We start from the raw sequence: 14,445 nt of genomic DNA on the forward strand, positions 1-14,445 counted from the left end.
TATCGGTTATATGACTCCTCAACAGCTTGAAGATGCTTTAAGAAAAACTGCATAAAAATTTGAGTTTTTGTGTCTACTATATTGACATAAATCCACTGCTATTGCTATAAGTTCTGCAAAATCTTTTAAAGCTCTTGTGGGAGAAGAACCTGTAGTGGGTATGCTTTCATTCTCTACTAAAGGCAGTGCAAATCATCCTGATGTGGACAAAGTTATTGAAGCTACAAAAATTGCAAAAAAATTGGCGCCAGATTTAAAAGTTGATGGAGAATTGCAGCTGGATGCTGCGATCGTACCAAGTGTTGGTGCAAGTAAAGCTCCGGGAAGCGAAGTAGCAGGAAAAGCAAATGTTCTTATATTCCCTGATTTGGATGCAGGCAATATCGGCTATAAATTAACTCAAAGATTAGCGAAGGCTGAAGCTTACGGTCCAATTACTCAAGGAATCGCAAAACCTGTGAATGATTTATCAAGAGGTTGTTCTGCTGAAGACATCGTAGGCGTTGTTGCAATTACTTGTGTTCAGGCTCAATTATCCGAGTAAAAACGAATATCTGATTTTCTTTTATTATTTTGTATACATTTAAGGAGACGATTATCGATGAATATTCTTGTAATTAATTGTGGAAGTTCTTCTCTTAAATATCAATTAATTAATATGAATGAAGAAAAAGTATATGCAAAGGGTTTATGTGAAAGAATCGGTATAGATGGTTCCAGACTTAAACATACACCTTCTGGAAAAGATACGATCATAATTGAAGCACCTATGCCAAATCATAAGGAAGCGGTAAAAATGGTTTTAGATGCTTTAACCCATGAAGAATACGGAGTTGTTAAAAGCATGGATGAAATATCTGCTGTTGGACACAGAGTTGTTCATGGCGGAGAAAGCTTCAGCGAATCCGTTATAATAGATGAAGAAGTTAAAAAAGCGATAGAAGCTTGCAGTGAGCTAGCTCCATTACATAATCCACCAAACTTAATTGGAATTGAAGCTTGTCAGCATTTGATGCCAAATACACCTATGGTAGCTGTGTTTGATACTGCTTTCCACCAAACGATGCCCAATTACGCATATTTATATGCTATACCATATGAATTGTATGAAAAACATAAGATCAGACGCTATGGATTCCATGGAACATCTCATAAATATGTTGCTTACAGAGCAGCTGAATTGCTTGGAAAACCAATTGAAGAATTGAAAATTGTTACTTGCCATTTAGGAAATGGTGCGAGTGTATGCGCAGTGAAAAATGGAAAATCTGTTGATACCAGTATGGGCTTTACTCCTTTGGCAGGTTTAGTTATGGGAACACGCTGTGGAGATATCGATCCAGCAATTGTAACTTACTTGCAAGATAAAGAAAACCTTTCTGCTCAAGAAGTAGACAACTTGCTTAATAAAAAATCCGGTGTTCTTGGATTGTCAGGAATATCCAGCGATTTCAGGGATATTGAAGATGCAGTAAAAGAAGGCAATGAAAAAGCAGCGGTTACAATGGATGTGTTCAATTATATTGTTGCAAAATATGTAGGTGCTTATGCTGCAGCTATGAACGGTCTTGATGCAATAGTCTTTACTGCAGGTTTAGGAGAAAACAATCATGAAGTACGTAGAGATGTGTGTAAATATTTAGAGTTCCTTGGAGTTAAAATTGACGAAGAAAAAAATCAATGCAGAGGTGTAGAAAGAGATTTCTCTGCAGAAGGAGCAAAGATACGTACATTAGTGATTCCTACCAATGAAGAGCTGATGATCGCTCGCGAAACAAAGAATTTGCTCAAAAAATAATTTATTGACAAATAATATTCCTGTATGTATAATATCAAGAGTGAGCCTGCAGGAGTGATATAATGATAGTAAATGTATCGAAAATCATTAAAATTCCTGATATAACTATGGAATTGTCTTTTGAAGAAAAGATAGATTTCATAGAATCTAGTTCTGGAAAAATAAAACTTCTTAAGCCTGTATATTTTACTGGTACAATAGCAAATGATGGGAAAGTACTTTATTTGAAAGGTAATCTTTCGACTGTTTTAGAGTTGTACTGTGATCGTTGTACAAAACCAGTGGAGACCTCTTTATCGATAAATATTGAAGAAAAGTTCAGTAGTGAACCAATCGATGAAGAAGAAATTCATGAAATTAATAGTGGAAGTGAAATAGATTTAACACCAATATTCATTGACGCTATTTTGTTGAACATACCAATGAAAATAGTATGTGATACACAATGTAAAGGTCTTTGTTCGCAATGTGGACAAAATCTCAATGAAGGTACGTGTGACTGTAACCAAAATGAGTATGATCCACGATTTGCAGTTCTAAAGACTTTGTTTAAGGATTCTGAATAACTCTTCCACTTTAAGTGCTTTCTATTATAGCAGTTTTGAGACGGATAAGGAGGTGTAGAAATGGCTGTACCAAAAAGAAAAACATCCAAATCTAGAAGAGATAAAAGAAAAGCAAATTGGAAGTTAACTGCGCCAAATTTGGTTGAATGTCCAAAATGCGGAGAAGCTATGATGCCTCATAGAGCATGTAAAGCTTGTGGAACATATAATAAGAGAGTAGTATTAGACGTAGAATAGTAAAAATTAAAAGACAGCTTTGGCTGTCTTTTATTGTACATAAAAACTTTTTTTGACTTCCTAATAAATGTCCCTGGGACAGAATGGAGGATAATATGTCAGATCAAGTAATTGTTGCTGTGGATGCCATGGGTGGTGATCATGCTCCCCGTGAAATAGTAAAAGGCTGCATTGAAACGACAAATCTGGATGACATCAAAATTATTTTAGTTGGAAACGAAGATCAAATTAAAAATGAATTAAGTCAATATACTTATGATCAATCCAAAATATCCATTGCTCATGCTTCCGAAGTCATCACAATGGAAGATTCTCCTGTGACTGCTATAAGAAAGAAAAAAGACTCCTCAATGGTTGTTGGATTAAATCTTTTAAAACAGAAAGAAGCAGATGCTTTTATTTCCGCTGGAAATACTGGAGCACTCTTGGCAGGAGGTACTTTTCTTGTGGGACGTATCAAAGGAGTAGAACGACCTGCTCTTGCTCCTCTTATTCCCAATAAGAAAGGTTTTTCTTTGTTGATCGATTGTGGTGCTAACATGGATTCAAAGCCTGGTTATTTAGCTCAATTTGCTCAAATGGGTTCGATTTATATGGAAAAAATTATGGGTATTTCTTCCCCTAAAGTAGGATTGGTTAACGTAGGTGCAGAAAAAGAAAAAGGAAATCAATTAACAAAAGAAGCCTACTCACTCATTGAGGCATTGGATGTTAATTTTATAGGAAACATAGAAGCAAGAGATATCCCTTACGGGGAAGCAGATGTTATTGTATGCGATGCATTTACAGGTAACATCATTTTAAAATATACAGAAGGATTTGGGCTTGCTTTATTTGACATCATAAAAGAAGAACTCACAAGAAACACGTCATCAAAAATTGGTGCGTTGCTTTCCAAGTCAGCTTTTAAGCGAGTGAAGAATAGATTTGATTACACTGAATATGGCGGAGCACCTATGTTGGGACTTCAGGGATTAGTTGTAAAAGCCCATGGCAGTTCAAATGCCAAAGCAATTGGAAGTGCTATTCGCCAAGCCATAAAATTTAAAGAGCAGAAAATTGTAGATCAAATTGAGCAAAAAATAAACCAATAATGCATTTTCATATTGACTGCTTAATGAGTATATACTATTATCAAAGTATAAAATCTGGAAGAGGTGATTACATGATACTTAAAAGAGTGAAAGAAATTATTGCTGAACAACTTAATATTCAAGAATCAGAAATTACCGAAGAAACATCTTTTCAAGATGATTTAGGCGCAGATTCCTTGGATATTTTTCAAATTATTATGGCATTAGAAGAAGAATTTGATATGGAAATTTCAAATGAAGATGCAGAAAAAATTACAACTGTAGGTGATGCAGTGGAATATATTAAAAATGCAGTTGCTTCTGAATAAAAAGTCCTCTAAAAGGGACTTTTATTATTGTATAAAAAATTTATGGAGGCAAGAAATAATGAAAAAATCGAATCCCAGAAAAATTGAGGATTTAGAAAAGATCATCGACTATTCATTTAAAGATAAGAACTGGATCATTGAGGCTTTGACACACAGTTCGTACTCCAATGAAAGTAAAAAACAGTATCTTCCTAATAATGAACGATTAGAATTCCTTGGAGATGCTATTTTGGATTTAATTATCAGTGATTATATTTTTCATAAATATCCTGATATGCCTGAAGGAGAATTAACGAAACTCCGGGCAAGTATAGTATGTGAGCCCTCCTTGGCAGATGCAGCTTTAAAAATTCATTTGGGTGATTTTATTTATCTTGGAAAAGGTGAAGAATTATCTGGCGGACGAGAACGGGTTTCCATTCTGGCAGATACTTTTGAAGCTTTATTAGGCGCAATTTACCTTGATGGAAAGATGGAAAGTGCCATTAAGTTTGTACAAAAAGTATTAATTCCGTCCATCGAGTTCATCAAAAATAATCATATGTACATGGATTATAAAACCTTACTGCAAGAGAAAATTCAAAAAACCAGTTCCTCGCCAATAGACTATCATACAATCAATGAAACTGGTCCCGATCACAATAAAGAATTTTTTGTTGAAGTAAGACATAATGGCACTGTGCTTGGTCAAGGGAAAGGTAAAAGCAAAAAGGAAGCGGAGCAAAATGCAGCTTTCAATGCACTCCATTCATTCATGAGGTGAAATTATGTATTTAAAAAGATTAGAAATACAAGGCTTTAAATCCTTTGCTGATACCTTGAAATTGGATTTCAATAAAGGTATAAGTGCTGTCGTCGGCCCTAACGGAAGTGGAAAAAGTAATATTGCAGATTCTATTAGATGGGTTTTGGGAGAGCAAAGTGCAAAAACTCTTAGAGGCTCAAAAATGGAAGATATCATTTTTGCAGGGACTCAAAACAGAAAACCCCTTGGATTCGCTGAAGTTACTATTACTTTTGACAATTCTGATGGGAAAATACCTATTTCTTTTGGAGAGGTAAGTATCACTAGAAGAATTTATAGGTCTGGAGAAAGTGAATATTCTATCAATGGGACCTCCTGCCGTTTAAGAGATATTTATGAGTTATTCATGGATACAGGTGTGGGGAAAGAAGGTTACTCCATTATTGGACAAGGTCAGATTGATAGAATACTCAGTAGTAAACCAGAAGACAGAAGGTTCCTATTTGAAGAAGCAGTGGGTATTGTAAAGTATAAAAATAGAAAACTGGAAGCAGAAAAAAAATTAGAAATTGAAAGACAGAATTTAATACGGGTAGAAGATATCATTTCCGAACTGGAAAAGCAAATACAACCTTTATCCCTTCAGGCAGAAAAGGCTAAAGAATATTTAAGTATTAAAGAAAAACTAAAAATCGTTGATTTAAACATCTTTATTGAAGAAGCAGACCAATTAAGAAAGGAATTAACCACTTTAGAAGAATCCTCTTCTATTAATGAAGAAGAGTTAATGCGTCAAAAAAATTTTTTGTCTGATCAAAAAGAAGAATACGCCAGAATTCGACAAGAAATAGATAAGACGGAAGAAGAAATCTTTCAAATTCAAAATAATATTTCAGATATTAAAACTTTAATTGAAAAAATAGAAGGAGATAACAAAGTTATTCTTCAGGAAATTCATCATCTAAGTCAAGATATCCGAAGACTTCAAAACGAATGCGAACAGCTCCAGGGCAAAGTTGTTCAAAAAGATGAAGAAAAAGTTCAGCTTTCTTTTAAAGCTAATGGGATTACATTAGAATTAAAAAGTAAAAAAGCGATTTTAGAAGAAAAGGAACATCATTTTAACGAGCTTACGAAATTACTGTCTGCCAGTGAAACGGAAATTGAGAGATTTAAATCTGATATTATCGAAAAAATGAATCAGTCCTCAGATTTAAAAAGCAACATTCAAAAAATGAAAGGCCTTTTGGAGCAAATAGAAAATCGTAGGAATCAGATTGAAACAGAAAAAAGCCGTATTAAAAGTCAATATAAAGAACAAGAGGTTCATTTAAAAGCTCTTAATAAAATTCATGAAGACAAGCAAAGTAAAATCCAGATTTTACAAAAGGATATAGATGAACTCAAGGTTCAAAATAAACAGATTCTTGAAGCCATCCAGCAAAAAAACAGACATACAAGTGCTTTAACAGAAAAAATGCATCAACTCAAATCCAGGCAGCAGATTTTAGAGCAGATGGAAAAAGAGTTTGAAGGTTTCAGTAAAAGCGTTAAAAGTATTTTGCGGCTAAAACAAGAGCATCCTGAATCCTGGAAAGGTATTTGCGGTGTGGTTGCTGAGCTGGTTAAAGTTCCCGAAGGATATGAAACTGCGATCGAAGTTGCTCTTGGAAGCAGTATGCAAAATATTGTTACTACTACTGAAGAAGTATCGAAAAAAGCAATTGAATATTTGAGAAAAAATCAATTAGGCAGGTCTACTTTTTTACCTCTATCTGCGATAAAAGAAAAAGAATTAGGTAAAGAAAAAAATCAATTGATGCAAGAAGAAGGCGTTCTTGGTATTGCTTCTTCAATTATTAGTTATGAACCGATTTATCATAATGTTATTTCTTATTTATTAGGCAGAGTAATCATTGTTAAAGATTTGGACTGTGGAATAGCTATTGCAAAGAAATATGACCATAAATATAAGTTAGTTACTCTGGACGGAGATGTTTTAAACGCTGGAGGTTCTATGACCGGAGGAAGCATCTATCAAAAAACAAGCAGTATTTTTTCCAGATCAAGAGAATTAAGAGAATTAACCAGTGAGTTGAATACCGTTGTGGATGCATTAGAAGAAGCAAAAAAAGATTTGATCAAGTATGAAGAAACCAAGAATCAAAATTTAAGCGAAATTGAAAATAAGAAATCAGTCCTTCAAGAGCTGAATATTGAGTTGGTATCAAGAAATCATGAGATTGAACAGTGTAAAGATGCTCTTTTGCAAATAGAAAATAAGAAAAAGCAATTTGCATTAGAAGAAGAGCAATTAAATATTCAATATGAAGATTTATTGGCTAAACTGTCCGAAAAAACTAAAGTACTCAATGATATAGAAAAAGATATTGAAGAAATTCATAGCAAAGTAGATACACATCAATCCCATATTCAAAGTGAACGGGCTTTAAAAGAAGACTTAACTCAAAGCATTACGGAATTAAAAATTCAGATTTCTTCTTTAGAACAAAATAACGATCATATCAGTGAAAATATAGAACGACTGGAAAATGAGATTCAAGCTTTAATCTTGGAAAAACATAAAAAAGAAGAAGAAATAAAAAATTGCTATCAGCAAACTGAATTTAAGCAGCAAGAAATACAAGAAAACAAAAGTAAAATAGATCATTTATATTTATCTTTACAAGATAAAACTAATAGCCAAAATGCTTTGCAGGAATCTAAAAAAGAACGCTTGGTAAGGATTCAGGAATATGAAGAGAAAATCAATAAAACTACAGAAAATATTGAACGTATTCAACAGGAAATACATCGTCTGGAAAACAAAAAAACAAAATTTAAACTGGATCAGGAAAATTTGTTTAATCGTATCTGGGAAGAATATGAAGAAACCTATACCTCTGCTCTAAATTATAAAAAAGATATGGGGTCTATTGCTCAAATGAAAAAGCTGTCCGCTGAGTATATCACTCAAATCAAAAGCCTGGGCCATATAAATTTAGAAGCAATCAACGAATATGAAAAAGTAAAGGAACGTTATGAATTTTTGTCTGTTCAGAGAGATGATATATTGAATGCTGAGCAAAAGCTGCGTAATATTATTCAGGAATTAACAGCTTCTATGGAAAAGCAATTCAAAGAGAATTTTGCTGTTATTTCTTCTAATTTCAATGAGGTATTTAGAGAATTATTTGGAGGCGGGAAAGGATATCTTCAACTGACAGAGGAAGACAATGTTCTTGAATCGGGAATCGAGATTATCGCTCAACCTCCGGGTAAAAAACTTCAAAATATGATGCTTTTATCAGGAGGGGAAAGAGCATTGACTGCTATCGCTCTATTATTTTCTATTTTAAAAATGAAGCCTTCCCCATTTTGCTTATTAGATGAAATTGAAGCCGCTTTAGACGATGCAAATGTGAATCGTTTTGCCCGTTTTTTAAAAAGATTTGGTGATCAGACTCAATTCATTGTTATTACACATAGAAAAGGAACTATGGAAGTAGCAGATACCTTATATGGCGTAACCATGCAGGAACAAGGAATTTCGAAATTAGTTTCAGTAAAGCTTTCTGATGTAGTGGAAAATGAAGAAGCAAGTTAATATAAGGAGTGAAATCATGGGATTATTTAAAAAATGGTTTGGGAAAGAAAAAAATCAAAATGAAGAAACGAATGAATTTCAACATTCAGAAGAGCAAAATGAAGCTTCTATTGAAGAAGTTTTAGAGACAGAAGATGAAAATACAGAATCAGCGAATCCTGAAGACTTTCAAGATACCGATGAAGAGGAAGAAGAAGCAGTAAAAGCAGATGATTTTGAAAACAATGAAGAGAATCTTGTTTCTGAAGATATTGACATAGACTATGCTCCTGAAACAGATTATGTTTCAGAATCAGACGAAGGTATCAGTGAAGAAATTGATCAGGAGACAAATGAAGAAGGAATTGAAGAAACAACTGAGGAAAATCCTAAGCCTAAAGTAGGTTTTTTTGCTAAACTGGTTAAAGGACTTACTAAGACAAGAAGCAACATTATGGATGGAATCGATCAAGTCCTTAAGTCCTTTAAAAAGATCGATGAGGAATTATTTGAGGAATTAGAAGAAGCTCTTATTATGGCGGATATAGGTGTAGAAACTACACTTAAAATTATTAATGAGTTAAGAGTAAAAGTAAAAGAGCAAAAAATCACTGAAGCTTCAGAACTTAAAAGACTTCTTATTGATGAGATTTCAACCCTTCTTGAACAAGGAGATCATGAAATTCATATCGATGAAAGCCCTACTGTTATTTTAGTAATCGGTGTGAATGGCGTTGGCAAAACAACGACAATTGGTAAGCTGGCTCATCATATGAAGCAGCAAAATAAAAAAGTATTGCTGGCGGCGGCAGATACTTTCCGTGCAGCAGCTATAGACCAACTGGAAGTATGGGGTAACAGAGCGGGGGTAGATGTTATCCGTCATCAGGAAAATTCAGATCCTGCAGCAGTGATCTTTGATGCAGTACAAGCGGCCAAGTCCAGAAAAATTGATGTATTAATCTGTGATACTGCTGGAAGACTTCATAACAAAAAGAATCTGATGGAGGAGTTAAGAAAAATATTCAGAGTAATCAGCAGAGAGTATCCCGAAGCACGAAAAGAAGTTTTGTTAGTGCTTGATGCAACAACTGGTCAAAATGCATTGCAACAAGTCAAACTATTTAAAGAAGTTGCAGATATTACAGGAATAATTTTAACAAAATTAGATGGAACAGCAAAGGGCGGTATCATTATCCCAATCAATTCAGAAATGAATATTCCTGTAAAATACATAGGTGTAGGAGAAGGCATCGATGATCTGCAGCCCTTTAATCCTAAAGAATTTGCTAATGCCTTGTTTGCAGAAGAAAATAATGACTCCTTGTAAAAATTTCACTTGACAAAGTAGTGCTTTTTCTATAGAATAGTCACGTAAAGGGTAATTACTTTACACCTGTATAAAATTATAAGGTGATCTTATGGATAATATTTTAAGAATCACTCTTCTCTATGATTTTTATGGAGAACTGTTAACTGACAAACAGAAAAATGTGTTCGAGTTGTATTATCAAAATGACTTATCTTTGGCTGAAATTGCTGAACAACTCCAAATCAGCAGACAAGGAGTTTATGATACGTTAAAGCGTTCTGAAAATATTTTATTTCAGTACGAAGAAACCTTGCATTTGGTTGAGCGTTTTCTCGCAAATAAGCAGCGTATTAAAGAAATGATTCAAATCATGGATGAGATAGAAAAAGACTTTAATAACCCGCAAAAAATCAAAACTCAGATTGGTGATATGAAACAGATTGCATATAAAATATTAGATGAATGATTGGGAGGCTTGATCCATGGCTTTTGAAAGTTTGTCCGACAAGCTTCAAGATGTTTTTAAAAAATTAAAAAGTAAAGGGAAGTTGACAGAAAAAGATGTTACTGCTGCACTGCGGGAAGTAAAATTAGCACTATTAGAAGCGGATGTTAACTTTAAAGTTGTTAAATCATTTATAGATAAGATAAAAGAGAGAGCAGTTGGTCAAGAAGTTTTAGAAAGTTTAACCCCAGGACAGCAAGTTATTAAAATTGTACATGAAGAATTAATTGATCTGATGGGAAGTACCCAAAGCAAATTGACCTTTTCCAGCATGCCTCCTACTGTATATATGATGGTAGGTTTACAGGGGGCCGGAAAGACAACTACTTCCGGTAAACTGGGTGGGCAAATAAAAAAGATGGGGAAAAAACCTTTATTGGTAGCTTGTGACGTTTATCGTCCTGCAGCGATCAAACAGCTTCAAGTTGTTGGTTCTCAGGTAGGAGTTCCTGTATTTTCTATAGAGGATTCTAAGCAACCGGTTGAAATTGCCAAAGCTGCACTGGAGTATGCAAAGGCCAACCATAATGATGTCGTGATTGTCGATACCGCTGGTCGCCTCCATATAGATGAAAAATTGATGAATGAATTAGAGGAAATCAAATCTGCTGTAAAGCCCCAGGAAATTCTTCTTGTAGTAGATGCAATGACTGGTCAGGATGCAGTTAATGTTGCCGAAAGTTTCAATGAAAAATTGGGAATTGACGGAGTAATCCTCACCAAATTGGATGGAGACACCAGAGGAGGAGCAGCATTATCTGTGCGGTCAGTTACTCAAAAACCAATAAAATATGTTGGTTTAGGGGAAAAATTAGAAGATCTTCAGCCTTTTTATCCTGACCGAATGGCTTCAAGAATACTGGGAATGGGAGATGTATTAACGCTTATCGAAAAAGCCCAGCAGAGTTTTGATGCAAAAAAGGTATCTGCCTTGGAGCAAAAGTTCCGAAAGATGGAATTTGATTTTGATGACTTTTTAGAGCAAATGCAGCAAGTTAAGAAAATGGGGCCACTAAATCAAATACTGGGAATGATCCCTGGTATGAATACGCAAAAATTAGGTGACATTGAAGTTGATGAAAAAGAAATTGCCCATATAGAAGCCATTATAAAATCTATGACTAAGGAAGAAAGAGAAGATCCTTCCATTTTAAACGGCTCAAGAAAGAGGAGAATTGCTGCTGGAAGTGGAAGGGATCTTCAGGAAGTCAATCGACTGATTAAACAGTTTGAGCAAATGAGAAAAATGATGAAGCAATTATCAGATATGACCAAAGGCAAAAAAGGAAAATTTAAGCTTCCTTTTATGTAATATAAATTGCTGTATATTTTGCTAAGGAGGTGAAAAAGAAATGGCAGTTAGAATGAGATTAAGAAGAATGGGTGCAAAAAAAGCTCCTTTCTATAGAATTGTTGTTGCAGATTCAAGATCTCCAAGAGATGGAAGATTTATTGAAGAAGTTGGATATTATGATCCAACAAAAGATCCAATTGAATTAAAAGTAAATGAAGAGCTTGTTCAAAAATGGCTTAAAAATGGTGCTCAACCTTCCGACACTGTGAAAGCTTTACTTAAGAAAGCTAATATACTCCAATAGTCAAAAGAGTTGCGGAGGTGTTAATTATGAAAGATCTCGTTGAAATGATTGCTAAAGCTTTAGTGGATCATCCCGAAGCTGTAGAAGTAAATGAGATAGAAGGAGAACGTTCTGTTATTCTCGAATTAAAAGTTGCACCTGAGGATATGGGAAAAGTTATTGGAAAACAAGGAAGAATTGCTAAAGCAATTCGCACAGTAGTGAAAGCGGCTGCAACTCGCGAAAATAAACGAGTAGTCGTTGAAATTTTACAATAAATTAAGGTTAGGGGGTAATCTCCTAACCTTTTTTGCGAAGTAAAAAAATACATCTTGCTTCTGAGAAACCAAACCTAAGGAGGGTTATTATTGTCTGCCTATATAGAAATCGGCAAAATTGTTAATACTCAAGGGATTCGAGGAGACTTAAGAGTAATCCCCACAACAGATGATCCAAAACGTTTTGAGTTGTTAAAAGAAATATATATTGAAAGCAGAAATGAACTTAAAAAATATACGATTGAAAAAGTCTGGTATCATAAACAATTTGTTATATTAAAACTAAAAGAAATCTCCTCAATGACTGAAGGAGAAACTTTAAAGAACAGTATCATCAAAATTCCAAGGGAATTTGCACTGCCTTTAGAGGAAGATGAATACTACATTGGAGATTTGTATGACATAGATGTATACACCGATCATGACGAATATTTGGGAAAAATCACTGATATTATTTTTACAGGCAGCAATGATGTATATGTCGTTAGAAAAGAAGGAGAAACTAAGGACTTGCTTATACCTGCAATTAAAGACTGTATATTGAATGTGGATTTGGATCATAAAAAAATGGTGGTATCATTACTGGAAGGATTGAGAGACTGATGAATTTCTATATTCTTACTTTATTTCCGCAAATGATTCAATCCGCCATGTCCCATAGTATTATTGGAAAAGCTCAGTCTGAGAATAAAATTAATATTGAATGCATTAATATCAGAGATTTTGCAGGAAATAAACACAAGCAAGTAGACGACTACCCTTATGGTGGCGGAGCGGGAATGGTTATGCAGCCTCAGCCCATATACGATGCTTACCACAGCATTGTTTCAAAAAAGATCTCCACCCCACGGGTCATTTATATGTCCCCTCAGGGAAAAACTTTTTCTCAATCCATAGCAAAAGATTTGGCTAAAGAAGAAAATCTGATTATACTTTGTGGACATTATGAAGGAATTGATCAAAGAGTAATTGATGAAATTGTTACGGATGAAATATCTATTGGGGATTATATACTCACTGGTGGGGAACTGGCTGCCATGGTGGTTATAGATGCCGTATCCAGATTGATTCCGGGAGTGCTGGGAAAAGTTGAATCTTTTGAAGAAGAATCTTTTTCAAATCACTTGTTGGAATATCCTCAATATACCAGACCTCCTGTCTTTAAAGACAGAAAAGTTCCTGAAGTATTATTATCGGGCAATCATGCAAAAATAGAAAAATGGAGAAGAGAGCAGTCTCTTTTGCGTACATGGCTAAAAAGGCCGGACCTTTTAGAAAAAGCAGATTTAACTCCTGAAGATATAAAGTATATCAATCAATTAAAAATGGACAATTTCCGTTAATAAATTAATAAAATACCGTTGCAATTCGACTTATGTTATGCTATACTTCTTAATTGTGAGTACGGGCGGTCCTCTGCCTAAAAAATATGTAGGTATGAACGTCTAAGATGGAAGGAGGGTACTTATGAACGAAATTATTAAGGCAATCGAAAGCGAACAATTAAAAAGCGATATTACTCCTTTTAATGTTGGTGACACTATTCGTGTATATGCAAAAGTAAAAGAAGGAAATCGTGAAAGATTACAGATGTTTGAAGGAATTGTTATGAAAAGACAACATGGAGGAATTCGTGAAACCTTCACTGTAAGAAGAATTTCTTATGGTGTAGGGGTTGAAAGAACATGGCCTCTCCATTCACCAAACATTGAAAAAATTGAAGTTGTAAGAAAAGGTAAAGTTAGAAGAGCTAAATTAAATTATCTCCGCTCCAGAATAGGTAAAGCTGCAAAAGTAAAAGAACTTATTTAATACCAAAGGGGACTCTAGAGTCCCTTTTTGTGTATGAAAAGGGTGGTGAACTATGGAAGAAAACCAAAATAATTCAAAAGAATCATCTGTAAAGTCTGAGATTATTGAGACAATAAAAGAAGTTATAATTGTAATAATCTTTTTTTTATTTATCAGAGCTTTTATTTTTGAAAATACTAAAGTCATAGGACCATCAATGGAACCAACTTTGCATGAAAACAATGCATTAATTGTCAATAAATTCGAATATCGTTTTACGAATCCTGAAAGAGGAGAAATCATAGTTTTTCCCTATAAAGGAGATCCTTCAAAACATTATATAAAAAGAATCATCGGTTTACCAGGAGAAACAATTGATATCAGAGACAATACGGTATATATTGATGGTGAACCATTAGAAGAAGATTACATTTTAGAAACAATGGAGCCAAGAGGAGATATAGCCTTTCCTTTTGTAGTTCCTGAAAATACATATTTCGTTATGGGTGATAACAGAAATAACAGTTCCGACAGTAGATACCAAGATGTGGGAACTATTGAAAAATCAAAAATTATAGGTCATGCAGTTATAAGAATTTGGCCATTAAATGAAATTGGATTTGTAAAATAAATTTTTTTGAATAGTGG

The 14,445-nt window shown here is 34.3% G+C and carries 16 protein-coding genes and 1 pseudogene; all 17 read left to right on the forward strand.

The window, feature by feature from the left end:
* Nucleotides 1-88 precede the first annotated feature (88 nt).
* Nucleotides 89-544, forward strand: a pseudogene (locus JOD07_RS11285) (phosphate acyltransferase); the annotation flags it as partial.
* 57 nt (nucleotides 545-601) lie between these two features.
* On the forward strand, nucleotides 602-1,798 hold the full coding sequence (locus JOD07_RS11290; protein WP_158739096.1) for an acetate/propionate family kinase: 1,197 nt from the start codon (nucleotides 602-604) through the stop codon (nucleotides 1,796-1,798).
* A gap of 62 nt (nucleotides 1,799-1,860) precedes the next feature.
* Entirely contained in the window at nucleotides 1,861-2,364 is a 504-nt protein-coding gene (locus JOD07_RS11295; RefSeq protein WP_158739095.1) for a YceD family protein, read from the forward strand.
* Nucleotides 2,365-2,424: 60 nt separating this feature from the next.
* Nucleotides 2,425-2,601, forward strand: coding sequence for a 50S ribosomal protein L32 (gene rpmF / locus JOD07_RS11300; protein WP_158739094.1), 177 nt, complete (start codon nucleotides 2,425-2,427; stop codon nucleotides 2,599-2,601).
* Between the two features lie 95 nt (nucleotides 2,602-2,696).
* Entirely contained in the window at nucleotides 2,697-3,695 is a 999-nt protein-coding gene (gene plsX / locus JOD07_RS11305; protein WP_158739093.1) for a phosphate acyltransferase PlsX, read from the forward strand.
* Between the two features lie 71 nt (nucleotides 3,696-3,766).
* On the forward strand, nucleotides 3,767-4,003 hold the full coding sequence (acpP, locus tag JOD07_RS11310) for an acyl carrier protein (protein WP_158739092.1): 237 nt from the start codon (nucleotides 3,767-3,769) through the stop codon (nucleotides 4,001-4,003).
* Nucleotides 4,004-4,061: 58 nt separating this feature from the next.
* Entirely contained in the window at nucleotides 4,062-4,766 is a 705-nt protein-coding gene (gene rnc, locus JOD07_RS11315; RefSeq protein ID WP_158739091.1) for a ribonuclease III, read from the forward strand.
* 4 nt (nucleotides 4,767-4,770) lie between these two features.
* On the forward strand, nucleotides 4,771-8,355 hold the full coding sequence (smc, locus tag JOD07_RS11320; RefSeq protein ID WP_158739090.1) for a chromosome segregation protein SMC: 3,585 nt from the start codon (nucleotides 4,771-4,773) through the stop codon (nucleotides 8,353-8,355).
* Nucleotides 8,356-8,698: 343 nt separating this feature from the next.
* Entirely contained in the window at nucleotides 8,699-9,664 is a 966-nt protein-coding gene (ftsY, locus tag JOD07_RS11325) for a signal recognition particle-docking protein FtsY (RefSeq protein ID WP_334296493.1), read from the forward strand.
* A gap of 91 nt (nucleotides 9,665-9,755) precedes the next feature.
* Entirely contained in the window at nucleotides 9,756-10,112 is a 357-nt protein-coding gene (ylxM, locus tag JOD07_RS11330) for a YlxM family DNA-binding protein (protein ID WP_158739088.1), read from the forward strand.
* A 16-nt stretch (nucleotides 10,113-10,128) separates the two neighbouring features.
* Entirely contained in the window at nucleotides 10,129-11,463 is a 1,335-nt protein-coding gene (ffh, locus tag JOD07_RS11335; RefSeq protein WP_204614035.1) for a signal recognition particle protein, read from the forward strand.
* A gap of 40 nt (nucleotides 11,464-11,503) precedes the next feature.
* Nucleotides 11,504-11,749: a 30S ribosomal protein S16 gene (gene rpsP / locus JOD07_RS11340; RefSeq protein WP_158739086.1), complete on the forward strand. Its 246-nt coding sequence runs from the start codon at nucleotides 11,504-11,506 to the stop codon at nucleotides 11,747-11,749.
* Between the two features lie 26 nt (nucleotides 11,750-11,775).
* Nucleotides 11,776-12,006, forward strand: coding sequence for a KH domain-containing protein (locus tag JOD07_RS11345; RefSeq protein WP_158739085.1), 231 nt, complete (start codon nucleotides 11,776-11,778; stop codon nucleotides 12,004-12,006).
* Nucleotides 12,007-12,096: 90 nt separating this feature from the next.
* The gene (rimM, locus tag JOD07_RS11350) at nucleotides 12,097-12,609 is read left to right on the forward strand and encodes a ribosome maturation factor RimM (RefSeq protein ID WP_158739084.1); all 513 of its coding nucleotides are present in this window, start codon (nucleotides 12,097-12,099) and stop codon (nucleotides 12,607-12,609) included.
* The gene (gene trmD, locus JOD07_RS11355) at nucleotides 12,609-13,349 is read left to right on the forward strand and encodes a tRNA (guanosine(37)-N1)-methyltransferase TrmD (RefSeq protein ID WP_158739083.1); all 741 of its coding nucleotides are present in this window, start codon (nucleotides 12,609-12,611) and stop codon (nucleotides 13,347-13,349) included. The genes rimM and trmD overlap by 1 nt, the downstream gene beginning before the upstream one ends.
* A 124-nt stretch (nucleotides 13,350-13,473) precedes the next feature.
* Nucleotides 13,474-13,818 carry a 50S ribosomal protein L19 gene (rplS, locus tag JOD07_RS11360; protein WP_158739082.1) on the forward strand — a complete coding sequence of 115 codons (345 nt, stop codon included), beginning with the start codon at nucleotides 13,474-13,476 and terminating at the stop codon, nucleotides 13,816-13,818.
* A 52-nt stretch (nucleotides 13,819-13,870) separates the two neighbouring features.
* A complete protein-coding gene (gene lepB, locus JOD07_RS11365) occupies nucleotides 13,871-14,428 on the forward strand; it encodes a signal peptidase I (RefSeq protein WP_158739081.1) in 558 nt (185 codons plus the stop codon).
* Nucleotides 14,429-14,445: the final 17 nt, after the last annotated feature.

The organism is Defluviitalea raffinosedens (assembly GCF_016908775.1).
In the GTDB taxonomy this organism is placed as follows: domain Bacteria; phylum Bacillota; class Clostridia; order Lachnospirales; family Defluviitaleaceae; genus Defluviitalea; species Defluviitalea raffinosedens.